Annotated in this window: 30 protein-coding genes; 10 read left to right on the top strand and 20 right to left on the bottom strand. The window is 31.3% G+C overall.

Annotation, left to right across the window (positions count from 1 at the left end; genetic code table 11):
* The first annotated feature begins 4 nt into the window (after window positions 1-4).
* From HNP65_RS09420 to guaA, 4 genes are all read left to right on the top strand, one after another.
* A complete protein-coding gene (locus tag HNP65_RS09420; protein ID WP_184619996.1) occupies window positions 5-550 on the top strand; it encodes a nitroreductase family protein in 546 nt (181 codons plus the stop codon).
* 100 nt (window positions 551-650) lie between these two features.
* The gene (locus tag HNP65_RS09415) at window positions 651-2,393 is read left to right on the top strand and encodes a DUF2207 domain-containing protein (protein ID WP_184619995.1); all 1,743 of its coding nucleotides are present in this window, start codon (window positions 651-653) and stop codon (window positions 2,391-2,393) included.
* Between the two features lie 21 nt (window positions 2,394-2,414).
* The gene (locus tag HNP65_RS09410) at window positions 2,415-2,966 is read left to right on the top strand and encodes a LemA family protein (protein WP_184619994.1); all 552 of its coding nucleotides are present in this window, start codon (window positions 2,415-2,417) and stop codon (window positions 2,964-2,966) included.
* Between the two features lie 78 nt (window positions 2,967-3,044).
* Window positions 3,045-4,586 (top strand): glutamine-hydrolyzing GMP synthase, encoded by a 1,542-nt coding sequence (gene guaA, locus HNP65_RS09405; RefSeq protein WP_184619993.1) that lies wholly within the window; start codon window positions 3,045-3,047, stop codon window positions 4,584-4,586.
* A 26-nt stretch (window positions 4,587-4,612) separates the two neighbouring features.
* Here the strand turns inward: guaA and HNP65_RS09910 are convergent, their stop codons facing one another.
* Window positions 4,613-5,467: a hypothetical protein gene (locus HNP65_RS09910; RefSeq protein WP_246348259.1), complete on the bottom strand. Its 855-nt coding sequence runs from the start codon at window positions 5,465-5,467 to the stop codon at window positions 4,613-4,615.
* 297 nt (window positions 5,468-5,764) lie between these two features.
* On the opposite strand from HNP65_RS09910, the gene HNP65_RS09395 reads away from it, so the two are divergent.
* From HNP65_RS09395 to HNP65_RS10005, 6 genes are all read left to right on the top strand, one after another.
* On the top strand, window positions 5,765-6,373 hold the full coding sequence (locus HNP65_RS09395; RefSeq protein ID WP_184619992.1) for a hypothetical protein: 609 nt from the start codon (window positions 5,765-5,767) through the stop codon (window positions 6,371-6,373).
* Between the two features lie 40 nt (window positions 6,374-6,413).
* Window positions 6,414-6,872, top strand: coding sequence for a hypothetical protein (locus HNP65_RS09390; RefSeq protein ID WP_184619991.1), 459 nt, complete (start codon window positions 6,414-6,416; stop codon window positions 6,870-6,872).
* An 84-nt stretch (window positions 6,873-6,956) separates the two neighbouring features.
* Window positions 6,957-7,511, top strand: coding sequence for a hypothetical protein (locus HNP65_RS09385; RefSeq protein WP_184619990.1), 555 nt, complete (start codon window positions 6,957-6,959; stop codon window positions 7,509-7,511).
* 30 nt (window positions 7,512-7,541) lie between these two features.
* Window positions 7,542-8,306: an RNase H family protein gene (locus HNP65_RS09380; RefSeq protein WP_246348258.1), complete on the top strand. Its 765-nt coding sequence runs from the start codon at window positions 7,542-7,544 to the stop codon at window positions 8,304-8,306.
* Between the two features lie 9 nt (window positions 8,307-8,315).
* Complete coding sequence (locus HNP65_RS09935) at window positions 8,316-8,477, top strand: flavodoxin family protein (RefSeq protein ID WP_184619989.1); 162 nt, start codon at window positions 8,316-8,318, stop codon at window positions 8,475-8,477.
* A gap of 19 nt (window positions 8,478-8,496) precedes the next feature.
* Window positions 8,497-8,571, top strand: coding sequence for a hypothetical protein (locus HNP65_RS10005; RefSeq protein ID WP_184620004.1), 75 nt, complete (start codon window positions 8,497-8,499; stop codon window positions 8,569-8,571).
* A 504-nt stretch (window positions 8,572-9,075) separates the two neighbouring features.
* Here HNP65_RS10005 and HNP65_RS09365 read toward each other — a convergent pair.
* From HNP65_RS09365 to cbiD, 19 genes are read right to left on the bottom strand one after another with little or no spacing between them, the layout of a single operon-like run.
* Window positions 9,076-9,711 carry a Dph6-related ATP pyrophosphatase gene (locus HNP65_RS09365; RefSeq protein WP_184619988.1) on the bottom strand — a complete coding sequence of 212 codons (636 nt, stop codon included), beginning with the start codon at window positions 9,709-9,711 and terminating at the stop codon, window positions 9,076-9,078.
* A 1-nt stretch (window position 9,712) separates the two neighbouring features.
* A complete protein-coding gene (locus tag HNP65_RS09360) occupies window positions 9,713-10,441 on the bottom strand; it encodes an energy-coupling factor ABC transporter ATP-binding protein (RefSeq protein ID WP_184619987.1) in 729 nt (242 codons plus the stop codon).
* Window positions 10,428-11,117 (bottom strand): CbiQ family ECF transporter T component, encoded by a 690-nt coding sequence (locus HNP65_RS09355; RefSeq protein ID WP_184619986.1) that lies wholly within the window; start codon window positions 11,115-11,117, stop codon window positions 10,428-10,430. The genes HNP65_RS09360 and HNP65_RS09355 overlap by 14 nt, the downstream gene beginning before the upstream one ends.
* Entirely contained in the window at window positions 11,089-11,391 is a 303-nt protein-coding gene (locus HNP65_RS09350) for an energy-coupling factor ABC transporter substrate-binding protein (protein WP_184619985.1), read from the bottom strand. Before HNP65_RS09350 ends, HNP65_RS09355 begins: the two co-directional genes overlap by 29 nt.
* On the bottom strand, window positions 11,391-12,098 hold the full coding sequence (locus tag HNP65_RS09345) for an energy-coupling factor ABC transporter permease (protein ID WP_184619984.1): 708 nt from the start codon (window positions 12,096-12,098) through the stop codon (window positions 11,391-11,393). The genes HNP65_RS09350 and HNP65_RS09345 overlap by 1 nt, the downstream gene beginning before the upstream one ends.
* Entirely contained in the window at window positions 12,095-13,366 is a 1,272-nt protein-coding gene (gene hemL / locus HNP65_RS09340; RefSeq protein WP_184619983.1) for a glutamate-1-semialdehyde 2,1-aminomutase, read from the bottom strand. The genes HNP65_RS09345 and hemL overlap by 4 nt, the downstream gene beginning before the upstream one ends.
* Window positions 13,359-13,805 carry a precorrin-2 dehydrogenase/sirohydrochlorin ferrochelatase family protein gene (locus HNP65_RS09335; protein WP_184619982.1) on the bottom strand — a complete coding sequence of 149 codons (447 nt, stop codon included), beginning with the start codon at window positions 13,803-13,805 and terminating at the stop codon, window positions 13,359-13,361. Before HNP65_RS09335 ends, hemL begins: the two co-directional genes overlap by 8 nt.
* Complete coding sequence (gene hemB / locus HNP65_RS09330; protein ID WP_184619981.1) at window positions 13,787-14,743, bottom strand: porphobilinogen synthase; 957 nt, start codon at window positions 14,741-14,743, stop codon at window positions 13,787-13,789. The genes HNP65_RS09335 and hemB overlap by 19 nt, the downstream gene beginning before the upstream one ends.
* Window positions 14,740-16,134 carry a uroporphyrinogen-III C-methyltransferase gene (gene cobA / locus HNP65_RS09325; protein WP_184619980.1) on the bottom strand — a complete coding sequence of 465 codons (1,395 nt, stop codon included), beginning with the start codon at window positions 16,132-16,134 and terminating at the stop codon, window positions 14,740-14,742. Before cobA ends, hemB begins: the two co-directional genes overlap by 4 nt.
* A complete protein-coding gene (gene hemC, locus HNP65_RS09320) occupies window positions 16,125-16,967 on the bottom strand; it encodes a hydroxymethylbilane synthase (protein WP_184619979.1) in 843 nt (280 codons plus the stop codon). Before hemC ends, cobA begins: the two co-directional genes overlap by 10 nt.
* Complete coding sequence (gene hemA / locus HNP65_RS09315; RefSeq protein ID WP_184619978.1) at window positions 16,964-18,082, bottom strand: glutamyl-tRNA reductase; 1,119 nt, start codon at window positions 18,080-18,082, stop codon at window positions 16,964-16,966. Before hemA ends, hemC begins: the two co-directional genes overlap by 4 nt.
* Window positions 18,072-18,809, bottom strand: coding sequence for a precorrin-6A reductase (gene cobK, locus HNP65_RS09310; RefSeq protein WP_184619977.1), 738 nt, complete (start codon window positions 18,807-18,809; stop codon window positions 18,072-18,074). The genes hemA and cobK overlap by 11 nt, the downstream gene beginning before the upstream one ends.
* On the bottom strand, window positions 18,806-19,516 hold the full coding sequence (gene cobJ, locus HNP65_RS09305; RefSeq protein WP_184619976.1) for a precorrin-3B C(17)-methyltransferase: 711 nt from the start codon (window positions 19,514-19,516) through the stop codon (window positions 18,806-18,808). Before cobJ ends, cobK begins: the two co-directional genes overlap by 4 nt.
* Window positions 19,517-19,522: 6 nt before the next feature.
* On the bottom strand, window positions 19,523-20,515 hold the full coding sequence (gene cbiG / locus HNP65_RS09300) for a cobalt-precorrin 5A hydrolase (protein ID WP_184619975.1): 993 nt from the start codon (window positions 20,513-20,515) through the stop codon (window positions 19,523-19,525).
* Window positions 20,487-21,245: a precorrin-4 C(11)-methyltransferase gene (cobM, locus tag HNP65_RS09295; protein WP_184619974.1), complete on the bottom strand. Its 759-nt coding sequence runs from the start codon at window positions 21,243-21,245 to the stop codon at window positions 20,487-20,489. The genes cbiG and cobM overlap by 29 nt, the downstream gene beginning before the upstream one ends.
* Window positions 21,246-21,884 (bottom strand): SAM-dependent methyltransferase, encoded by a 639-nt coding sequence (locus HNP65_RS09290; RefSeq protein WP_184620003.1) that lies wholly within the window; start codon window positions 21,882-21,884, stop codon window positions 21,246-21,248. It lies immediately after the preceding gene.
* 6 nt (window positions 21,885-21,890) lie between these two features.
* Window positions 21,891-22,436, bottom strand: coding sequence for a precorrin-6Y C5,15-methyltransferase (decarboxylating) subunit CbiT (gene cbiT / locus HNP65_RS09285; protein ID WP_184619973.1), 546 nt, complete (start codon window positions 22,434-22,436; stop codon window positions 21,891-21,893).
* Between the two features lie 5 nt (window positions 22,437-22,441).
* The gene (gene cbiE, locus HNP65_RS09280) at window positions 22,442-23,041 is read right to left on the bottom strand and encodes a precorrin-6y C5,15-methyltransferase (decarboxylating) subunit CbiE (RefSeq protein ID WP_184619972.1); all 600 of its coding nucleotides are present in this window, start codon (window positions 23,039-23,041) and stop codon (window positions 22,442-22,444) included.
* Window positions 23,038-24,096, bottom strand: a complete 1,059-nt coding sequence (cbiD, locus tag HNP65_RS09275) for a cobalt-precorrin-5B (C(1))-methyltransferase CbiD (RefSeq protein WP_184619971.1) — start codon at window positions 24,094-24,096, stop codon at window positions 23,038-23,040. The genes cbiE and cbiD overlap by 4 nt, the downstream gene beginning before the upstream one ends.
* Window position 24,097: the final 1 nt, after the last annotated feature.

The following is a 24,097-nucleotide window of genomic DNA, read 5'->3' as shown; positions in this document are numbered from 1 at the left end:
AAAAATGATTTTTGAAATTGCAAAAAAGAGAAAAACTACAAGAATATTTTTGAAAGAAAAAGTAAATATCGAAGATATAAAATATGCAATAAACGTAGCAAAAGAAGCCCCATCAGGTATGAACACTCAACCTTGGCATTTCGTGATAGTCGATGATGAAAAACTAAAAGAAAAAATTAGAAAATCTGTGGAAGAAAAAGAAAAAATATTCTATGAAAAATCTAAAGGAAAACTAAAAGATTTTCTAAATGAATATAATATAACTTGGCAAAAAAGATTTCTAACGGAAGCTCCTTATTTAATTCTAGTTTACTCAGACAAAAGATTTCCATTTTCAAAAGAGTCTACTTGGATATCTGTCGGATATCTACTTCTAGCACTTGAAGAAAAAGGACTTTCAAGTCTTACCTATACACCGCCAAACCCACAGGATTTTAACTTTTCAACTTATAAACTGGAAGTTATTATACCAGTAGGATATGGAAATGATCCAAAACCAAAACTAAAAAGAAAAGACTTAAACGAAATAATCTCGTACAACAAAATTTAATATTATAAATCCCCCCGAAGAGTTTCAATGGGGGGATTTATTTTATATATAGTCTTTATTTTTCTTGTATGATATAATTTGCTTGTCGGGGGGTGAGCAAATGAAATTTGCAAAATATATACTATTAGTTATTATTTCTATCATTGCAATTGTCACTATTCAGCTCTTTGTCAGTGGATATATACAATGGTACCTGAATGGAAAGTATGAAATTACTTCTGCTACTATAGAGCAAATAATGGATAAAGACGGTATAGTTCATGTGCATGAAATAATTAATTACAAGATGAGAAAACCATTTAGAGGAGTATACAGATATGTTGAACAAAGTAGAGCTGTAAAAATAGAAAACGTAAAATTGTGGATTGAAAATGTCGATGGTGAAAGAGTTGAGTTTTTAAGGAAAAATAACAGAGAATTTGAAGCAAGAGTGTGGGTATCAAATACCCCAATATCACCGCAAGAGATTGAAAACATTGAACTTCACGTCACATATGATGCAAAGTACGTGCTTGAAAATGGAAGTGATATTTCACAAGTCTTTAGACAATTTTGGGGGGCAAAATGGGATGCTCCAGTCAACAACATAACCGCAAAATTTGTCTTCCCAGAAGATTTAACTGTAGAAAAAATATACACCCACCCAAAAATAAATTATTCAAGAAATGGTAATACATTCACCTTAAACATTAAAAAACTTCCACCTTATACATTTGCAGAAGCAAGATTTATATTTCCTCCAAAAAAGTTAAAGTACTCATACGAAAATTCCAGCCTTTATTTAAGTGAAATAGAAGAAATTGAAAAAACTTATTCTACAAAAGTTCTTCTAAGTAGAATATTACCACCTGTATTTATAATTATCTCAATAGTTCTTCTAACCCTTATATTCAACTTTTTTGGAAGAGAAAGACAAATTCCATACAATGGAATATATGAAAGAGAAATTCCATATAATGATTCTCCAGATATTGTTAACGCAATTGTTGTAAATCAATTAAGCAAAATTGATTCCGATGGAATTAGTGCAGTAATTATGGACCTTTATAAAAAGAAATATGTAGAACTCGATAAAGAAGGTAAATACATAAAGATCCTCGACAAAGATGGAAATGATTTAAGTGAAACCGAAAAATTTTTCTATCGGCTATTAAGAAAGTATTCTTACGATAATGTCTTTTCCTTTTCTCAGCTAAAAAAAACTTTATCAAAGGATAAAAAACTTGCAAAAGATTTTCTTGACGAATTTAACGCGTACAAGTCTCTTGTTGTAGATATTGCAAAATCAAGAAAGTATTTATCAGTTGTTGGTACTTATCTTTCCTATTTAGTTGGAATATTTTCTATAATTTCTTCAATTTTAATATTCTTTTCTTTTTCAAAAATAAACTTTGCATACCAGAGTGTCTTTTCAACTATACTTTTTGCCATCGGTGCAGGAGTCTTTATTTTACCAAAGGATGTATTTGGTAGTTGGTCAAAAGAAGGAAGAGAATACTACCTCAAATGGAAAAACTTTGAAAAATTTTTAACAGATTATTCTCTACTTTCACAGTATCCACCAGAATCTATAGTTCTATGGGAAGATTACCTTGTATATGCAACAGCCCTTTCTATAGCCGATAAGGTTGAAAAACACTTGAAAAAATTGATACCTAAAGACATCGACGTAAACGAAACAGTGTATTATTATCCATACAGAAGATTTGGAAGACAATTTTATGTTGTTTCTACAGTTGCACACTCCACAGTTTATGGAAATTCCTCAGGAAAAGGAGGATTTTCAGGCGGAGCTGGTGGTATTGGCGGTGGCTCCGGTGGTGGAGGCGGAGGCGCTTTTTAAAACAATAAGGAGGTGAGGTTTTTGATTTGGATTATTCTAGGTATTATATTATTAATTCTTTTCTGGGTTATTGGCACATACAACTCTCTAGTAAAACTTAAAAAGATGATAGAAAACGCTTGGAGTCAAATTGATGTTCAACTCAAAAGAAGGCATGATTTAATTCCAAATCTTGTTAATAGTGTAAAAGGGTATATGAAATTTGAACAGGAAACACTTGAAAAAGTTTTGCAAGCAAGGGCTTCTGCTATTTCAAGCAAAGATATTAGTAAAAAAATAGAAGCAGAAAATCAACTTACTGGCGCACTCTCAAAACTTCTAGCAGTGGTAGAAAATTATCCTGATCTAAAGGCCAACGAAAATGTTAGCTCTTTAATGGAAGAACTAAGAAAAACAGAAGACAAAATATCATACGCAAGGCAATTTTACAACGATATAGTGATGAAATACAATACAAAGATCTCAGTTTTTCCTTCAAACATAATTGCTTCCATGTTTAAATTTAAGGAAGCCCCATTCTTTAAAGTTGAAGAAACTGAAAAAGAAGTCCCAAACGTTGACTTATCTTTTTAACATATAATTTATATCATTTTTATCTTTTTTAGTCTCTTTAATGGTAAAATTTTTGAAAAAGTTTGGGGGGTGTTTTTTTTGAATACTGTTGTTGTCCTTGATTATGGATCCCAGTATACTCAGCTTATTGTAAGGCGTGTTAGAGAAAAAGGTTATTATGCTGAACTACTTCCTTGGGACGCTTCAAAAGAAGAAGTTCAAAACTTAAATCCTGTGGCAATAATTCTCTCCGGTGGTCCTGCAAGTGTTTTTGAAAAAGATGCACCGTTTGTTCCTGACTATATCCTAGAATTGAACATTCCTATCCTTGGAATATGTTACGGCCTTCAATCACTAGTCCACAAATTTGGGGGGATAGTAGAAAAATCTCCAAAAAGAGAGTTTGGGCATGCTGTATTAAAAGTAAAAGATGATCCTCTATTTGAAGGCTTACCTAAAGAATTTGACGTATGGATGAGTCATTCAGACAGAGTCGAAAAATTACCAGAAGGATTTTTTGTTATTGGAGAAAGCGAAAATTCACCTTATGCTGCAATACGAAACAAAGATGGAACCATATACGGTGTTCAATTTCATCCAGAAGTTACTCATACAAGTTTTGGAGACAAAATATTGGAAAATTTTGTCTCTAAAGTTGCAAGTATGGAAAAAAATTGGAAAATGTCAGACTTTATTGAGGAAAAGATAAATGAAATTCGCAAAGTAGTTGGCAATGATAAAGTAATTTTGGGACTTTCTGGCGGAGTTGATTCATCAGTTGTTGCACTGCTTCTTGACAAAGCAATTGGAAAAAACTCAATTCCAATATTTGTTGATACTGGTCTTCTAAGACTAAACGAAAGACAAGAAGTAGAAGAAAATTTTAGAAAATTGGGAATAGATATAGTCGTTGTTGATGCAAAAGAAAGGTTTTTAAATAACCTAAAAGGTGTTGAAGATCCCGAAGAAAAAAGAAAAATAATAGGTCATACCTTTATAGACGTGTTTTATGAAACTTCGATGAAACTTCTTGAAAAGTATGGAAACATAAAGTATCTTGCCCAGGGCACACTCTATCCGGACATTATTGAAAGTAAAGTTAGCGAACGAAAAGCCGCCGCGAAGATAAAAACACACCACAATGTAGGTGGACTTCCTGAAAAGTTACCTTTTAAAATTATAGAACCTTTTAGATATCTCTTTAAGGATGAGGTAAGAAAAATTGGAAAGATCCTTGGGCTTCCTGATGAAATGATAAATAGACATCCATTTCCTGGACCAGGACTTGCAGTAAGAATTATAGGAGAGGTAACAAATGAAGCTATAAAAATACTGCAACATGCAGATCATATCTTCATTGAAGAGCTAAAGAAAAATGATCTATATGACAAAGTATGGCAAGCATTTGCTGTATTTTTGCCTATTAGATCCGTTGGAGTTATGGGAGACTATAGAACATATGATAACGTCATTGCTTTAAGAGCTGTTAATAGCTATGATGGTATGACCGCAGATTGGTCAAAACTTCCACATGAATTTTTAAATAAAGTTGCAAAAAGAATAGTAAATGAGGTAGATGGTGTAAACAGGGTAGTATATGACATAACTTCTAAACCGCCTGCAACAATTGAATGGGAATAAATAAAGGCGACCTTAAAAGGTCGCCTTTATTTTACCTCAAAATGTTTAACCTCAATCCCACTTTTTTCTAAACGCTTTAAAAAGCTTGTAACTTGCTCAATCATAGAAATATTATGATTTTTTTCAAGTAATACCAAAAACGTATTATTATCTTTCTTTGATAGCACATCACCTTTTCTCAAAAATCTAGAAATATCAACACTGTTTTCAAGAGTAATATATATTGGGATGTAAATTGGATCTCTTAACTCAAAGTTTTTTTCTAATAAAAATTTTGCAAAATCATATGGAACAAATAAATTTTCTTTATTATCAAAAACTTTAGCATTCTTTATTAATTCAAGCATCTTTTCATGAGAACTTACATAGGTTAAATAAAGTAAATATTTGGATTTTTTTAAATAATCGCTTGTAAGAGAAATTAAATAATATATCACATCAAAAAATAATACTTCATACGTGTTTCTAAAATTTTCCACCCATACATTATACACTCCCTCAAGAAAGCTACCTTTGTAAATACTAATAGCTTTTTCTCCATATTCATAGTCTTTATTTTCTAGAAAATTTAAAGCATTTTTTTCAAAAGCTTTAGCATCACATTCTATCTTTTCTCCAAAAAACTTTATTTTTGAATCCTTACAAAATATTCTCCCCAACTTTTTTATTTTTTTATTTATTTTTGTAAGATAAACCGACAACCTCTTATTTGAGACATATTTGTCATCAAAATACCATATGTCTTCCAAAAGCCTTTCTCTTGACAAATATCCTTCATGACTTTTTATTGCAATATAACTAATTATTTCCTTTTCTTTATCAGAAAATTTAATACCCTCTAAACCTAAAATGGCAAATTCCCCAAGTGTTTTTATATACAATTTAAATCACCTCGCACATATATATTATATTATCATATCGTTAATAAATAATTAAATATTCTAATTTTATTGAAATTTTGATAACATTTATTTTTTAATTATAATCAAAAATCAACAAAAAAGAGCTAAAGGTGATGTTTTATAAAAAATTATTTTTATTAATAATTTTATTGCCAGTTAGTAAATTTTTTAAATTTCATCTTTTAGAATTTTCACGAGAGGTTATGGAACTAAACTATGTACATGTAAAATTGGTCTTTGAAAATCGAATGAATTTACAAAGAAAGGGGGGCAAAAGTGCTAAGAAAATTATTTTTTATACTTTCATTTTTACCATTTGTAATTGTTTTTTCGATAAATGGACCTCCTATCCACATAAGCAACCAAGCAATTTCTTTGTCAAAAGAAATAAAAGTAGATGTCTATCAATGGATTGATATTAGTCTTGAGTCAACTCCTATCACAATTACTGACAAAGACTATTCATCTTCATACATAACTGATAATGCTGAAGAAAATGGTTCTCCTTTTTTTGAAATGAGTTTTTTTTCAAATGCAAATGTAAACATTACCCTTGAGTTTTTGGATGAATATTTTAGAGAGTCATTTGGAAATATTATTGATGAATTTAATATCTCATTCATAATGAAAAATTGTGATGCTAATGATGAAAATAGCAACATACAAGTAAACAACTTTTCAAACAACGATTCAGGATTTTTCCGTATTTTTGTTACAGGAGATTATATTAAAGAAAACAATTATACTGTTATTTTTCCAAGTGCAAGCTCAGGCAAAGTTATTATGAAATTACTGAATTTAGATGCAGCTTGGACGGGAAAAACAAAAGCTGGAGTATATAAACTACCAATAAGGTTTACGTTTAATCCAACAGTTACTTTTTAAAAGAAAAAAGCTATAAAAACTTAGAGGAGGGGGATTTATTATGAGAAAACTTATGGTAATTTTATTGGTGGCATTGGCAAGTATGTTTATTTTTGCAGAAGCAGAATCTATTCACATAACTAATCATGAAGCCGTAATCAATAAAACTATAACTGTTAATGTTTATCAATGGATTGATCTTACCTATAAATGGTTATTAACAGATTATAACATTGAAGATTACCAAAATTATCCTGCCACAATTGACGTTCTTAAATTCACTGTTACCTCAAATAATGACGTAGAAATAACAGCTGATGTTAACATTCCAGAAGATTTACAAGCTATAGATGCCAATGTTTTATTTGATGGTGCAGAACCTGAAGGAAATACAATTCCAGCAAATGACTCAACTGAACACACTTTAAGTGTCCAAATTAATAGTGTTCCTCAAAATTTACCTGCAGGCACATATGAAATACAAATTGAATTAACTTTTTCTCCAACAGTTACATTCTAAAATGATTAAATAACTAATAGCTTTTTCTCAAAGCCAGGCCACAAGCCTGGCTTTATTTAAACTCATAGAAAGGGGCGAATTCATTTGAAACAGCTAAAATATTTAACTTTCATCTTTCTTTTGTTATTATTTTCAATAGCTTTGTCTCAGAACGCCCCAAAATCGGTTCATACAAACTCATTAAATGGACTAAAAATAGAGGAAAATATTAAAATTAGGGTTTTTCAATGGATTGATATAACTATAGAGTCCACACCCATAGTTATATCTCAAAAAAACTTTTCTAAATTCTATTGTAATTTTAAATTCTTAGAAATGAATTTTCATTCAAATGCAGATGTTAAAGTAGAAGTACAATTTTTATCAAACAGTTTTAACAACGAATTAGGTGAACTTTTAAATAACTTCATAATATTTTTCTCAAGAAACAATTCTTGCAAATCGTATTATTATATTACACTTGAAGACTTTGGAGTTTCAAATATAAATCCTTGTAAAATAATGCGGCTTCCAAAAGCAAAATCCGGAAAATTTGCTTTATCATTAAAATTTGTTAAGTCTGATTTTTTAGGTCAAACAAAGGCAGGAATTTATAAATTACCAATAAAGTTTACTTTTTCACCTACCGTTAAATGGTAAAGTCGGGACTTTATCCCGACTTTTTTTATTTTGTTTATTTGCAAAAAATGGTATACTTTAGTAGGGAGGATTGATAGCATTAGAATAATTAACAATCCAAGAATAAAAGATATAAGTATAGAATATTTTGGAAAAGATACTTCTGGCTTTGAATGTTTTTATTCCATAATACCAAGTGAATTTGAAATTATTTCAATAAAAAGACATAAATTTCAACATATATGTTATTTAAAAAAGAATAATCAAATCTTGAAACTTCAAGTGTTTTTTAACAAAAAACGTGAAGCTACAACAATAAAAATTTTATCCGCAACTAGCAAAGAAGTTGCAAATGAGTTTGTCGAAAATATCTTTTGTATAAAGGTTTATATAGACGGCAGCTATTCTTCAGAAACCAAAAAAATTGGATTTTCAATAATAATACTTTCACAAAAAATTGAAAAATTCTACAAAAGTATAGAAAATGAGAAACTTGCAAAACACAGAAACGTAAGTGGAGAAATCCTTGCTGTTTTATACGCTCTAGAAATTGCAAAGCAAAAAGGATTTAAATGCATAACCTTATATTACGACTATGAAGGTCTTGAAAAATGGATAACTGGCGAATGGAGGACAAAAACACCTCTTACAAAAGTTTACAAAGAAAAATTTTACAATTATGCAAAAGATATAAAGATAAAATTTAAAAAAGTAAAATCCCACACAGGTGTAAAATACAACGAACTTGCAGATGAACTTGCAAAGCATGCCGCAGAAACAAATAAATCTAATATAGATTTTGAGGTAGTTATATGAAAAAAAGTCTTGGTTATTAACGGCAGTGGAAGAAAGGGAAGAACCTTTGAACTTTTAAAAAATATTGCAGAAAAGCTTCCACATGATGTAGAGTATATACACTTAAAAGAGTATGATATTAAAGACTGTCTTGGATGTAAAGTGTGTATAAAAAAATTTTTGCGTTATTAAAGACCAGGCAGAAAAGCTAATGGAAAAACTCAAATCTGCTGAGAGTATTGTTTTTGGAACACCCGTATACATTGAAAATGTTTCTGGAATTTAAAAAGTTTCTTGATAGGACATGCAGATGGTATCACAGACCTCCGCTTTTAGAAAAACCTGCACTTTTAGTTGCAACTATCACGTAGGAAAAAAGTACTCCAATACCTTGAAAACGTTGTAACAACATGTGGAATGAGACCAAATGAAAAAATTGGAAAACGTATCTTTGAAAAAAAGAGAAGGAAGCAAAAAGCAAATAAAAAAAATGTATAAATGCTATGGAAAAGTCCCTGAAAAGATACATTGGATTAACTAAATTAATAAGATCCAGGTACAAAAAGCAATGGCAACAAACCTACTTGATATAGATAAAAATTACTGGATCGAAAAGGGATTAATTAAAAAAATTACCACTACAAATTCTTTACAGATCCTTTTTCATATTTATTTTCAATTTCATTTGGAAAATTCATTTCAAATAAAATTTCTAAAAATGCAAAAAAGGTCAAAGAACAAAAATCAGTAAAGTCAACCAATAATAGAGGAATTCCACGTGGGAATTCCTCTATTCAAGTTCTAATACAATATTTCTTTCTTTTTGAACTGTCCCTTTTACTCTAAAATCAACTGGATGCTTAAATATAGGACCATCGTATACAAAGGTATGAAATTCTCCATTTTCTCCACACGCATCTACCCCGATTTTTTCAAATTCATCTGCAAGATCAAAGGTTAAATCTTTTCCAAGGTACTTTTCAATACCTAAATCTTTTTTTACCGCAACAATCTTAGCCTTAAAACCAAGAGAAAGAAATTCACTTACCACATCTTTTCTTTTCTTTAACCATAGTGGTTCAAAAACTTCTACATCTTTTTTTGAACATACATTTTCCACCCAATCAAGATGTTCTTGGAGATCAATATCTCCAAATATACCAACTCCGCCTTTTACATACTCTTCAAGAAAGCCCAAAAAGTTATCTTCATATTCTTTCCAACTGCTACATTTTGTAATTAATCTAATACCAATACTTTGCGCTTGTTTTTCCAATAAATTTTTTGGAAGTCCATGAGCTCTTGAATGAATACAATCTTCTGAGAGCATTGTAAAAAGATAATCCACTTTTTTGTATTTTTCTAGACCATAGTAGAGTGCAAGCATTGAATCTTTTCCACCACTAAATGAACAAAATACCTTCATCCTATACCTCCAATCTTTTTGCATACGGAATTTTTAATCCGATTTCTTGCAAAATCTCTACCTGTGAAAATACATAATCCGGTGTTCCATGTAAAGCAACTGTTTTGTTGTCAATGACATAGATATAATCTGCCCACTCAAAGGCAAAATCACTATCGTGAGTAGAAATAATAACGCTTTTTCCTTCCTTTGGAAGCTCTGAAATAATTTCTTGGACCTTCAAAAATGATTTGTAATCAAGGTAAGCTTCTGGCTCATCTAGAAAGATATATTCTGGCTCCATTACAAGAATGTCTGCAATACTAACTAGTCTTTTTTGACCATAACTTAAAAATTGTGTTGGCCTGTACTTTAAATGTTCTATACCAAGTTTTGAAATTATCTCATCAACCTTTTTTTTCACTACTTGTTTTTCATATCCTATGTTAAAAAGACCAAAAGAAATATCCTGATAAACCTTTGCAGCTAATAACTGTGTATCTGGATTTTGAAAAACAATACCTACATGTTTTTTTAAAAGTCCAGGATTTTTAATTTCTAAATCATCAATAAATATTTTTCCTTTTTTTGGCTTTAAAATGCCTGAACATAAAAGCATCAAAGTTGTTTTACCACAACCATTCCTGCCAAGTATTGCTATTTTTAACCCCTTTTTAAACTCTAAGCTTATATCTTCAAGAATGTAATTCTTTGACTCATATGAAAAATACACATTTTCAAGCTTTAACATAAAAAACCTCCAGAGCAATAAGAATGATTTCAACCACAAAAGGAATTAAGATATACAGATTTAAGCTATATTCCTTTAGAATCTCTATAGTACCGTTATAATTCCTACTTGAAAGTCCCATATAGCTTTCCTCAGAATATTTAATAGACCTGGAAAAAGCTCCGTACATAAGGTATTTCATACTGTTAATTGTATTTCTAAAATTTGTATAACCAAACCTTGCTGCTTGTGCAGTAATCATCTGCTCAACAACTTTGATGAGTATATAAATTGCACGGTATATGAGAAATATTAGATCTTTTAACATTCTAAAATGAATAAAAGAAATAATATCAACAACTGGAGTTGTAAATATTAGAAAAAGTATACATGATGTTCCTGCAACACTTCTAACAAAAACTTTTAGACCTCTTTGAACTGTAAGTGCTGAAAAATCAAAAAAAAGAGTTAAACTTGAAAGAAAAATAAACAAAACAACTACAAGGAAAAACTTCAAAAAGTCTGTCATTTTAACTTTCGCAAAAAAAAGTAAGAAAAATATTGATACAATAACCAAAACATTTACAAAATTGCTAAACCAAAATGTCAGAAAAAGCATGGAAAAAGAAAATATAATTTTAGGTAACGGATGAATATTTGAAAACCTATTATCGTACGATATTTTTTCCGCTATCATTTTTTACCTGCCTTTTTCCTTTCAAAAATCCAAAATAGTATCCTATGATCAAAGCTCCAAGGGCAGCCTGCAATGAAAATAAAAGACTCTCTATCTCTCCACTTGGTGGTTCCCAAAGCGGTGAAAACCATGGTGAATAATTTGAATCAATTTGAGATATTGTCTCTTCTGCCATGCCATCTGCTCCAGCAAATTCAGCACCACTGTTAATAACCAAAGAAATAATTACTATAACTAAACTTGCCACTAACATGTATATGTGCTTTTTTTCCATTATTTTTCACCTCCAAGAGCAAGCTCCTCGTTGTATTTTAGGATCATATCTAAAACTACAACAGTCAAAAATCCTTCAATTATTGCAAGTGGAATCTGGGTTACAGCAAAAATTCCAAGAAATTTTGCAAATGAATACCACATACCATATGATTTATCTGGAAATGCTAATGCAAGTTGGAAAGAAGTTGTTACATAGGTAAACAAATCTCCCAAAAACGCCGCTAAAAATACTGCAAGTGTCCTTTTACCTGTTTTCATAAACAATTTATACACAAAATAACTTACAAGTGGACCAACAATTGCCATTGAAAATACATTTGCTCCAAGAGTTGTTATACCACCGTGAGCTAGAAGAAGAGCCTGGAAGAGTAGAACAATAGCACCAAGTACGGTCATAGTAGTGGGGCCAAATATTATCGCACCAAGCCCTACACCAGTTGGATGTGAACAACTTCCTGTAACAGACGGTATTTTCATTGCAGAAAGCACGAACGCAAAAGCAGCAACAAAAGCAAGTAACATCTTTTGCTTAGGATTTTCTTTTAATATCCTTCTAATAGCAAAAAGACCGTATACAAAAAATGGTATAGAAAGTATGTACCAGAAAGTGGCATGGGCTGGTGGCAAAAAACCTTCCATAATGTGCATGCTAAATCCAAACGATGGAACTACAAAAATAAGTAATAAAACCATCAAAAACCTCATACCTTTCCCTCCTTAAGTTTTTTTGAAAATTTTTCAAAGTAATGTACCGTTTTTTCTATATCTTCCTTTGTATGAGAAGCTGAAATAAATAAACTTTCAAAAGGTGATGGTGATAATAAAATACCGTTTTCGTACAAATACTTGAAAAGCTTTTTGTAAATTTCAACATCAGAATTCATTACTTTTTCATACGAATCAACCTCTTGTTTACTAAAAAAGAAAGAAAGCATACTTTTTATTCTATTAACCTTAACATCAAAATCACCTAATGCACTGACAATCCCTTCTTCAAAATACTTTCCTAATTCGTCTAATTTAGAATAAAAATCTGGATCTTTTTCAATTATTTTAATTGTCTTAATTCCAGCGGCAAGTGTTAGAGGATTTCCAGATAACGTACCTGCTTGATAAACTGGTCCTTGTGGAGATACTAACTCCATTATTTCTCTTCTTCCACCGTATGCTCCAACTGGAAGTCCTCCGCCTATAATCTTTCCAAGCGTTGTAATATCTGGAAGAACGTTATAATAACCCTGTGCCCCATTAATGGATACTCTAAAGCCAGTTATAACCTCGTCAAATATTAAGAGTGAACCATACTCTTTTGTTATCTCTCTAAGGCCTTCTAAAAATCCTTGCTTTGGAAGTACAACTCCCATATTCCCTGCAACAGGTTCAACAATAACGCATGCTATATTTTCTCCGTATTTATCAAATAACTCTTTTACACTTTCTATATCATTGTACCTTGCAACTAACGTATTTGAAACTATCTTCTCAGTAACACCTTTTGAGCTCGGCATTCCAAACGTCAATGCGCCAGATCCTGCTTTTACTAAAAGTCCATCTGAATGTCCGTGATAGCATCCCTCAAACTTTACTATGAGTTCTCGATTCGTATACGCCCTTGCAAGCCTTATAGCACTCATAACTGCTTCTGTTCCAGAATTCACCATTCGCACCATTTCAACCGATGGAATATGCTTTACAATTAATCTTGCCATTTCTACTTCAAGTTCATGACATAAACCATAACTGGTTCCAAGCTCTGCTTGTTTTTTTATTTCTTCAACAACTTCCTCGTGGGCATGTCCTAAAATAAGCGCACCCCAGGATTGTATATAATCGATGTACTCTTTGTTATTTATGTCTATTAATTTACTTTTTCTTGCACTCTTAACAAAAATTGGTTCCATTTCCACAGATTTAAACGCCCTTACTGGACTGTTTACACCACCTGACATATATTTTTTTGCCATCTCAAACATCCAACCCCTCCAAATATTTTTTTATCTTTTCTTTTAGATTTTTTGACCCTTTTGGAGAATTACCAAAGCTTGAAATTGCAACTACAAAGTCTTTGTAGTTGAAAAAAGCTGGCATTAAAAAATCACAATCCTCTTTACTAGTTGCATTATTTACAAGAACATTCTTATCTCTTGCATCTAGAAAAATCTGCCTATTTGTTTTCTCATCATTTGTAGCAGCAATAACTATGTCAAAACCATCTAAATCTGAAGATTCATATGCTTTCCTCACAAGCTTTACACCTTCCATTTCTTTTATCTCTCTACAAAAATCCTTTGAAATTACTGTTATTTCAACTCTTCCAAGAAAATATTTTATTTTTCTTGCTGCAACCTTTCCTCCACCTACAATCAAACATTTCTTACCTGTTATGTTTAAAATTACTGGCAAGTAATCCATTTTGCAACATCCTTTGCATGATAAGTTATGATTATATCCGCTCCCGCCCTCTTCATACTAGTTAAAATCTCCATCACTATATCTTTTTCATTTATCCAGCCCATCTTTGATGCAGCCTTTACCATCGAATATTCTCCACTCACATTGTATGCTGCAACTGGAAGATTAAACTTTTCTTTTGCAAGGTGTATTATATCTAGATAAGAAAGCGCAGGTTTTACCATTACTATATCTGCACCTTCTTCAATATCAAGCTCTATTTCCTTTAAAGCTTCTCTTTTATTTGCATAATCCATCTGGTAGGTTTTTCTATCTCCAAAAGCCGGTGCAGAGTGAGCCGCATCCCTAAATGGACCATAAAAAGAAGATGCGTACTTTACACTGTAGGACATTATGAGGGTATCGGTAAACTTATGTTCATCGAGCTTTTTTCTAATTTCGTAAACCCTTCCATCCATCATATCAGACGGTGCTACAATATCAGCTCCTGCTTTTGCATAACTCAGTGCAATATCAGCTAGTACAGTCAAACTTTCATCGTTTAAAATAACGCCGTCTTTTACAAGTCCGCAATGACCTTCTTTTGTATACCCACACATGCAAACATCTGCAATCAATACAATATCTTCAATTTCTCTTTTTATTTGCCTAAGTGCTTTTGGAATTATCCCAGAAAGTGCACACTCTAAACTCTTTTCCTCAGGCACTCCAAAGAGTATAAAACTTTTTATACCATATGATCTTGCTTCTTTTATCTCTTCAATTGCTGTATCAATAGAATATCTAAAAACACCTGGCATCGAATCTATTTCCTCTTTTAACTTGTAACCATCTTTAATGAATAGAGGATAAACTAGATCATCCACACAAACCTTATACTCTCTTACAAGACTACGTATAATCTCATTTTTTCTCAATCTTCTCGGCCTCTTTATCAAGCTCTATCCCCCTTTTTCAATATTTCCTTGCAAAGTTCTTCATAAGTGTATTTTTGTGGCATTATCTCAACTTTGTATCCATGATCTTCTATACATTTTTTAGTGACAGGCCCTATTGCACATATCTTTTCTTTATTAAGTTTTGCCATTTTAAGAAAGAATAAAAATGATGATGGACTTGTAAAAACAACATAATCCATTTCTTTTTTTAATATTTCATTTAAAACCTTCTTCATTCTATAGTTCTCAATTGTTTGATAAATTTCAATCTTTTCTATGTTCTCCTCATTTATATCCTTCCCCAAATTCGATGTTATATATGCTGCCTTTTTTCTTTTATCAATCATTTCAAATAATTTTTCAGAAAGTTCTTTTTCAGGGATAATGTCAGCAAATACACCAACTTTTTCAAATTCTTTTGCAGTCTTTTTACCAATTACCGCTATCTCTGCTTTTAAACTTCTTAAGTCAATTCTGAATTTCTTTAGCCATTTTAAAAACAACCGCACACCGTTTTTACTTGTAAACATCAATGTCTCATATTTATCCAAATTTTTTGCAAGGTATTCAAGTTTTTCCACATTTTCTTTAATATAAAAGGTTGGAACAAAATAAAGTTGTGCACCACTTTTTTCTAAAATTTCAAAATCCTTGCTATACTGAGTTGTAATTAATATTTTCTTTCCAAATAATTTCCCATCTTCAAACCAATTTTTTCTCTTTTTTACAACATTACCAACAACCAGAAGCGAAGGTGACTCAAATAACCTTTCGTCAAGATTCTTAATCGATGTCAAATAAGTTTTTTGTAGATTTGTCGTTCCATTGTTTATAACCGCACAAGGTGTGTCTGGTAAAAACTTTTCAAGAAGCTTTTCTTTTACAAAATCTATGTTTTTTGAAACCATTAAAAATACTATAGTACCACTATCTACGTAAATTTTTGTATCTTTACTATGTCCTGTATAAACATGAAAGTGTGAAGAAATACCTCTTTGTGTAACAGGTATTCCTGCATAAGCTGGCACTGCAATTGCTGAAGTTATACCTGGAATTATTTCTACTTTAATTCCTCTTTGCGTTAAATAGTCAAATTCTTCCCCGCCTCTTCCAAATACAAATGGATCTCCACCTTTTAACCTAACAACTATATTTGCCTTTCTTGCCTCGTTTTCTAAAATTTTGTTTATCTGCTCCTGAGTTTTGGAATGATTTCCTGCAACTTTACCAACATATATAAGCTTTGCATCATTTTTTGCAAAATTTAAAAGATTAGGATTTATCAGTTGATCATAAACTACGCAATCAGCCTCTTTTAAAACTTCTAATCCCTTTAAAGTTATTAACTTTAAATCTCCAGGTCCTGCACCAACAAGGTAAACTACTCCCATCTTATCTCCCCTAATACTTCATATGCCATATTTTTATCAACTACTAGTCTTTCTATTTTTTCATTTTTAAATATGTGAAAAATCAATTGATCCTCATTTTTTTCACAGTAAAAACCAAACGGGGTGTTACAATCAAAACCTGATACAGAAAGAACTTTTCTTTCTATTTTTGAAACATACTCTGTATCAGGATCTACAATTTCATCTTTTACCTCTTCAAATAAAGGTAAAAACTTAGATGTAAATTCAAGTGCTAAAATTCCCTGGCATGGTGCTGGAACAACTTGCTCTATTGAAAAATAATTAGTAATTTTTTTCTCAAGACCAAGTCTTTTTAATCCTGCTGCAGCAAGGACAATTCCATCAAGTTCACCAATTTTTTTTAGCCTTGTATCAACGTTCCCACGAATGGGTACTATTTCAATGTCTGGTCTTAACATACTTAATTGAAGCATACGTCTTTTACTTGAAGTTCCTATTTTTGCGCCACTTTCTAGCAAAAAGAAATCATTTTTTCCAACAAATACATCCCTTGCATCTTCTCTTTTTAATACTGAAGTTAGATACAGTCCATCTGGAATCTTGCTTGGCATATCCTTCATACTGTGAATTGCAATATCAATTTCACCACTTAAAAGGAGCTTTTCAATATCACTTACAAAAACTCCTTTTCCCCCTATTTTCTCAACTGGCTTTTTTACAATATCGCCCTTTGTTTTGATTGGTATAACTTCAAATGAAATATTCGATAACTTACTTTTTAACCTTTCAACAATCATATTAGTTTGTATTAAAGCTAGTCTACTTCCACGTGTTCCAATCTTTATTTTCATAATCTTTCACCCTTTAAGTATTGGATATGATAACTTGCCATTCTATTTGCACATCTTCTAAGACTTTCTTTTATCTTTTCAATATTTTCTTTATTTCCTAGTTTGTTAACAAGTCTTAAAAATTCTTCTTCCACGACAATGTCTCTCACCTTTATTACATCTTCTATCTTTTCTTTTAAATTTCGTGAATAATACCAATTTAAAAATCTTTCGATTCTTTGCTCCAAAATTTTTTGCATCATGTCTATCTTTTCTTTTCTTAATAACCTATACTTTTCAGAAATCTTTTGTAGATCATCAAGGGTGTATAGATCATGTAACTTTGAAAGTTCAGGATCTATATTTCTTGGCATTGAAAGATCAATAAGCAATATCTTTTTCCTTGAATTTACTTTTTCCTTTTCAACAACATAGTGTGGTGCATTAGTAGCACTAATTACAACATCACTCTTTGAAATAAATTCATACTTTTTTGAAAAATCAACCAAATGTACTCCCGGATATCTGTTTTTAATTTCTAAAGCCTTTGACTTTGTTCTGTTAGATATATACACATTTGCATTTCTATCAACAAGATACTTAACAACCTTTTGCCCCATTTGGCCTGTGCCTATCACAAAAATATCTTTTTCTGAAACTTTTCCCCTAAGTTCCTCAATCAACTTTACAGCAATATAACTTATTGAAAGTGGAATTCTTGAAACTCCTGTTCTTTCTCTAACCTCTTTTCCTACCGAAATTGCTTCATTAAATATTCGTTTCAACAATTTTCCTTCACAATAATTTTTGTACGTATTCTTTACTTGTGAAAGAATTTGATGTTCTCCAAGAACCATAGAATCAAGCCCTGATGAAACTTTAAATATATGTCTTACAACATCAAGCCCCGTTCTTTGTATCAAATATCCTTCTACATTTTCATCTAAATCAAAAGGTAGTTTTTTTAAATCTCCAATAAAATATATTTCCCTTCTATGGCACGTTTTAAGCACGGCAACTTCATCTACTTTACTTTTTAAAAGCTCAATAATTTCCTTTTCGTCAAAATCAAACTTTTCCAAAGTGTAAAGAGGAGCATTTCTTCCTATACCTATCATTTTTAGATCATTCAACATCCTTTATCACCCTCAATAGCTCATCTATACTACTTACCTTTTTCCCACTAACTTCTTTAGGTCTTTTAACAATAATCAAATGTATTCCTAGTTGTTTTGCAGCTCCTACCTTTTCAAAGAGATTACTCTCCTTTGTAACAACTACCTGGACCTTTGTTTCTTTAAACAAAATATAATTAAGCTCCTTAGAAAACGGTCCCTGCATGGCTATTATATTTTTGGGAAAAATATTTAAATCTTCACAAATCTTTATAGATTCAACCGTTGGAAGAACCCTAACAAAGACATTCTTTGAATCAATCAAATCCTTATACACCGCTAAATTCTTAATGCCTATGGTCAGGAAAATATTGTCAAAATCATAGCATTTTTCTTTTGCCTGATTATGATCTTCTACATATACTGCATTTTCATATGAAACTTTTTCTTCTTCCTCTAAGTACCTTATATAATTTACATTTAGTTCTTTTGAAACCTCAAAAGCCATTTTACTAATAATAGTTGCAAAAGGATGAGTTGCATCGACAATAACTTTGATATTGTTTTTCAAAATTAAACTCCTTAGACTTTCTCTATCAAGTTCTCCATATACAGCCTTTAAATTTTCATTTTCTTTTATTAATTTTTTTCCATATTCTGTTTTTGTAGAAACTAGCACTTTATATTCCTTTGACAGTATATCTGCGATTTTTCTTCCAACACTTGTCCCGGATAAAACAAGTATCATTTGTACCACCTTGGTGTAATTAATTTTCCAAAATTTTCGTACGTATATTTGTTTCCAACTATCATTGTTGTATTCATGTCTATAAAATCTATGTTTTCAAATATTTGAGAAAGCTCTATTATTCTCATACTAAAATCTGCCCTGTAGCAATTTTTTACTAATGCAACTTTTGTTTTGGATGGCTTGTTATCCACAATAACCTGAAATATCTCTTTACTTTTTTTCAATCTAACCCTGCTTATGGGGTTATATATAACCATCACAAAATCTGCCTTGCAAGCAAGCTCAACCCTTTTTTTTATCTCTGAAATATCCACGTTATAATCTGAAAAGCTCAAGACAACAAAATCATTGCTTAAAGGTGAACCCAAAATGCTAGCACAGGCATTTAAGGCAGAAATACCAGGAATAATTTCAACATCATCTGTTAAATTTAGAATTATACTCGAAAGGCTGTAAATACCAGGATCTCCCCCACAGACAAGACAGACATCTTTTCCTTCCTTTGATAACTCCACTGCTCTTTTACATCTTTCCTCTTCTTGTCCCATTTTGTATTTGTAAGTCTCTTTTGATTTTGTTAATTCTGCAATTTGCTCAACGTATTTTTCGTAGCCAATTACAACATCACAATTTTTTAGTACCTCTTTTGCCCTCAATGTTAAATATTGCAAATTCCCAGGTCCAATCCCTACAAGTTTTATCATCACATATCACCTATCCTGATAAATTGAAAGTACCATTCCATCTTTTTTTGAATAAAATAACTCTTTTCCCATATTACTTTCAAGGTACCCAACTGGTTTTGCAACAGCCCCTACACCAACTACTTTTTTTACAAACTCTGAGCCTTCAAACAAACTTTCAACTTTTTTAATATCCTCTACCGAATAAATCTTAAGCGGCACGCTTAAGTACTCAGAAAGCATCAATAGCGCCTTTTCTTTCTTTTTTAATTCAACAGTTGCAATTGCTCTAACGCTATTTTTTGACAAATTTGAAAATACAAGGGAGTTTTCAACAAATTGCAAAAGCTTTTTAAATTCTATATTCTTCTTGCAACCTATGCCTAATACTAGATTTTTTGGCCTTAATATTACATGTGGTTTTTTAGAAAAAACAACTTTGTTTGTAATATAAACCTGGGCTGTTGAATCATTATAGCTCTTACTTTCAATCTCTATGTCAAGTTCAGGATCTACTATGAAATCAACAGGTTCACTGTTTACTATAGCTGCACTAACTTTTGATAGATCTTCTCGCCTTTCTATTTCAAAACCATACCTTTTGGCTATCATATCAATTGACTCAATACCATTTACATCTGATGCAGTAGTTATAACAGGTAGAGCGTTTAAAATCTTTGAGAGCTTTTTTGCAAGTTCATTTGCCCCACCAACATGCCCTGAAAGAAGACTAATAACAAATGTCCCCTTTTCATCTATTACGACTACTGCTGGATCTTCAAATTTGTCTTTTAAGCAATCTGCTATAACCCTTACAACGATACCTGTTGCCATGATAAATACAAAAGCATCGTACATATTAAAAATTTTCTTTACAAACCTTTTCAAAGGAAAATTTAAAATTTTTGCTCCGTTAAATTTAAAATCTTCCTTTACATATACATCGCATTCAATAGAATTAAAAAGCTTCTTTGCAATAATTGAACCATTTTTAGTCATCGAAAGAACTGCTATCTTCATATTCAGCCTTTCTAAACATATGCGAAAATGTTTTATCATATAACTTCGATCTTGTCTTAATATCTTCCAAGAAATGTCCCACATATATCAACGCTGTACTTTCAATATCACCGGCTTTTTCAACAATATCCTCAAGTGTCCCACTTACAATCTTTTCATCTTTCCAGCTTGCCTTGTATACAATTGAAATTGGTGTATTATTTGGATAATTCCTCTTTAAAATATCAACAATCTTCTTCAGGTATTTTATACTCAAAAATAACACCATTGTTGCATTATGCTTTGAAAGTTCTTCTAGATCTTCTGGAACAAATGTTCTTTTACCGTATCTTGTAATAATCACAGTTTGAGTAATATCAGGAATTGTAAGTTCCCTCTTTAAACTTGCAGCCCCTGCAAACATTGAACTTACTCCAGGTATGATCTTGTATGGAATACCCTCTTTTTCCAAAAACTCTATCTGCTCATTTATTGCTCCAAACAGTGATGGATCACCTGTATGAAGCCTCGCTATATTCTCATCTCTATACTGCTTTATAATGGATAATATTTCTTCCAAAGTCATTTTCGAACTATCAAACACTTTAGCACTTTTATCTGCAAAGTTTAATATCTCCGGATTTACAAGAGATCCTGCATAAATAACTACCTGACAACTTTTTAATGCATTATATCCCTTTAAAGTTAAAAGCTCTGGATCACCTGGGCCTGCTCCAATAAAATAAACCATTTATTCTACCCCTCGCTTTGCAAGAATTATTGAAAGATATCCAACACTTTCCGGAATATTTTCTAAATAGATCTTTTCATTATCAAATCCAAGATTTTCAAAAACATATATTTTAAAATCTTTATTTTTTAAAATATCTACTATTTTTAGAAAATTTCTACTAGGCTTTATAACCACCACATTGTCAAAAACATTGGTTACTTTTTCTATTAACTCTAAATTGGTCCCTGGTACAACTGCAACTCCTTCATCCTTTAATGCTATAGGCAAATTAATTTTTGATGCAGCAAATGAAAAAGAAGTAATCGTTGGAAATACCTTTACCTTTATTCCATAGCTTTTTACAAAATCCATTACATAGACAAAAGTGCTATAAAAAAGTGGATCTCCAATCGACACAAATGACACGTTCTTATTTTCTAAAAGTAGCTTTAAAATTTTTGAAAGATCTATTTTTATGTCTTTCCTCATTGGAAAATCAATAAACTCTATATCTTTTTGAACATATTTCTTAACCAGCTCTGCGGCAATTGAACCACTTTCCGTTCTTGGGCAAAATATATAATCAGAACTTTTAAGTGCCTCAACTGCTGCCAAAGTAATGTTTTTTTCTGGAAAAATTCCAACTCCAAATAGTATAAAGGTTCACCTCCAAACAGTAATTATAAATATCGGGTTTCTTGCTATAAACATTCTTTTTTTATGTGAACTTAATTTTATTACTCCAACCTGTATTATTTCTCTCTTTTGCTCTTTGTAAAAATTATCAATTGTATACAATGTTTCAAGTGTTATAGAAGTTGCCACAATTATTCCACCATTTAAAATTCTTCTTTTTACAGCTGTTAATATTTCAAGAGTCTTATCTTCACTTCCACCTATAAATACCTTTGTTGGAGAGGGTAGAACTTCAAGAGCCTGTGGGGCTTCTCCAAAAATCACATCAATATTTTTTGCATTTGCTCTCCTTATATTTTCGTTTATTGTCTTTACCCTCTCTAAGTTTTTCTCAATAGCAAAAACTTTCTTGCACCTGAAAGACGCTTCAATAGAAATTGCACCACTTCCAGCACCTATATCCCACAATATATCTTTTTTATTCAAATTAAGCTTTGAGTACACAATTGCTCTTATTTCAGATTTAGTAATAGGTGTATTTTCATGTAAAAAAAATTCATCTTCAAAATACATAAGATCTACTCTCCTAAAAGAAGAACAAGGTTTATTCCAAATTCATATTCATACTCTGCAAGTTCTCTCAAAGTAAATTTATAAATCTTTTCATCTTCATACGAAAGATTTTCCCCTACAAAAATTACATAATCTGTACAACTTGCTTTTCTCAAGTCTTTTGCTATCTTTTGCGGTGTGTTTACCTTATCAGTAAAAATGAATATCTTTTTGTAGTTTAATATTTCCTCTAACTTTTCCCTTCTTCCATGAAAACTCACAACCTTTGCATCATCAAGAGATACTTTTAACTTAGATGCCATGTATTGAACACAACTAATTCCAGGAATAATTTCAATCTCCTCTTTTTTAAAGTATTTTAGTAATGTATTTGCTATTCCATATAAAAGTGGATCACCAGAGGCAAGAACTACTATACTATCTCCCAATTTATCAATATTCTTCAAATCAAAATTCTTACCATACGGTATTTTTTTTGCCTTTGTATCAAATTGTCCAAGTAATCTTTTACCGCCCACCAATACTTTTGCCTCTTTAATTTTTTCAAGGGCATAAGAAGTTAAAAGTTTTGGATTGCCAGGTCCAACTCCAACTACTGTTATCATTTAATAAAATCACTCCAGGTCTTTGCAAGATGCCCTTTTTTTAGTGAAAATATCTCAACTTCTACCTCAAGACAACCTTTTACGTATTGAATACATTTTTCTTTGATCCTTAATGCAAGATTTTCAAAAAAATCTTTTCCAACTTTTCCTTCTATCAAATCAAGTATTTCTTCAGTTGTATTTGCATTCATAACTTTTTCGAGAATGCCTCTATCAATTCCATACAATGAAAGATAAGCAGTAAAAATTTCATTTCTTGCATCAGCAATGCGGCTATAAGTGTTAAAAATTCCGCCCGCTATCTTTATCATTTTTCCAATCTGTCCCACAAGATATACTCTTTTGATTTTATTTCTACATGCAGATTCAAGAGCAAACCCAACATAATTTCCCATAGTAACAAGCGGCATCTTAGAAGAAAGATTTGTAAAATTTTTTCCATAATTTCCAAATACAAGACAAATTTCATTACTTTCGCTGCTTGCCATTGAAATTTCAAGATCTATCGTTTTCTTATACGCCTCATCTGATAATGGTTCTACTATTCCAGTAGTACCAAGTATTGAAATACCTCCAATTATTCCAAGTTTTGGATTAAGCGTTCTTTTAGCAATGTACTTTCCTTCTGGTGCAAAAATTGTAATTTTTACATTTTTTCCCCAAGGTAAAACCTTTTTTACTTCACTTTCTATCATCTTTCTTGGAACAGGATTTATTGCATAATCTCCTACTTGCAGTGGAAGACCTTTCTTTGTAACTATCCCTATCCCCTCTCCCCCGGTTATTAAAAACTCTTTCGATTTTTCTGCTTTTGCATAGATTATCATGTTGTGGGTAACGTCTGGATCATCACCTGCATCTTTTCTTACCCCACAAATAACTTCGCCTTCTTTTCTTTCTATGTAAAAAATATCAAGTTCTATCTCTTTTCCAATTGGAAGATCTATTTTTACGCTCTTTAAAACTTCATCGTAAAAGAGCATGTAAGTTGCTGCTTTTGCTGCTGCAGTTGCGCAAGAACCAGTCGTGTAGCCATACCTTAATTCCTTTTTCATC

The organism is Thermosipho japonicus (assembly GCF_014201655.1).
In the GTDB taxonomy this organism is placed as follows: domain Bacteria; phylum Thermotogota; class Thermotogae; order Thermotogales; family Fervidobacteriaceae; genus Thermosipho; species Thermosipho japonicus.
The sequence above is the reverse complement of the archived record's forward strand: the minus strand, read 5'-3'. Positions and strand labels throughout refer to the sequence as shown.

Bases quoted from the DNA above. Each gene is read 5' to 3' on its own strand.
- HNP65_RS09335 (WP_184619982.1), bottom strand. From the start codon at position 13,805: ATGGATTACTTGCCAGTAATTTTAAACATAACAGGTAAGAAATGTTTG.
- hemL (WP_184619983.1), bottom strand. From the start codon at position 13,366: ATGTTTGAGATGGCAAAAAAATATATGTCAGGTGGTGTAAACAGTCCA.
- cobK (WP_184619977.1), bottom strand. From the start codon at position 18,809: ATGATACTTGTTTTATCCGGGACAAGTGTTGGAAGAAAAATCGCAGAT.
- cobM (WP_184619974.1), bottom strand. From the start codon at position 21,245: ATGGTTTATTTTATTGGAGCAGGCCCAGGTGATCCAGAGCTTTTAACT.
- HNP65_RS09355 (WP_184619986.1), bottom strand. From the start codon at position 11,117: ATGATAGCGGAAAAAATATCGTACGATAATAGGTTTTCAAATATTCAT.
- HNP65_RS09415 (WP_184619995.1), top strand. From the start codon at position 651: ATGAAATTTGCAAAATATATACTATTAGTTATTATTTCTATCATTGCA.
- HNP65_RS09365 (WP_184619988.1), bottom strand. From the start codon at position 9,711: ATGAAGGTATTTTGTTCATTTAGTGGTGGAAAAGATTCAATGCTTGCA.
- cbiD (WP_184619971.1), bottom strand. From the start codon at position 24,096: ATGAAAAAGGAATTAAGGTATGGCTACACGACTGGTTCTTGCGCAACT.
- HNP65_RS09345 (WP_184619984.1), bottom strand. From the start codon at position 12,098: ATGAGGTTTTTGATGGTTTTATTACTTATTTTTGTAGTTCCATCGTTT.
- HNP65_RS09350 (WP_184619985.1), bottom strand. From the start codon at position 11,391: ATGGAAAAAAAGCACATATACATGTTAGTGGCAAGTTTAGTTATAGTA.
- cbiT (WP_184619973.1), bottom strand. From the start codon at position 22,436: ATGTATTTTGAAGATGAATTTTTTTTACATGAAAATACACCTATTACT.
- cobJ (WP_184619976.1), bottom strand. From the start codon at position 19,516: ATGATAAAACTTGTAGGGATTGGACCTGGGAATTTGCAATATTTAACA.
- cbiG (WP_184619975.1), bottom strand. From the start codon at position 20,515: ATGAAGATAGCAGTTCTTTCGATGACTAAAAATGGTTCAATTATTGCA.
- cbiE (WP_184619972.1), bottom strand. From the start codon at position 23,041: ATGATAACAGTAGTTGGAGTTGGACCTGGCAATCCAAAACTTTTAACT.
- hemA (WP_184619978.1), bottom strand. From the start codon at position 18,082: ATGTTGAATGATCTAAAAATGATAGGTATAGGAAGAAATGCTCCTCTT.
- HNP65_RS09420 (WP_184619996.1), top strand. From the start codon at position 5: ATGATTTTTGAAATTGCAAAAAAGAGAAAAACTACAAGAATATTTTTG.
- hemC (WP_184619979.1), bottom strand. From the start codon at position 16,967: ATGAAAATAAAGATTGGAACACGTGGAAGTAGACTAGCTTTAATACAA.
- cobA (WP_184619980.1), bottom strand. From the start codon at position 16,134: ATGGGAGTAGTTTACCTTGTTGGTGCAGGACCTGGAGATTTAAAGTTA.
- HNP65_RS09390 (WP_184619991.1), top strand. From the start codon at position 6,414: ATGAGAAAACTTATGGTAATTTTATTGGTGGCATTGGCAAGTATGTTT.
- HNP65_RS09360 (WP_184619987.1), bottom strand. From the start codon at position 10,441: ATGTTAAAGCTTGAAAATGTGTATTTTTCATATGAGTCAAAGAATTAC.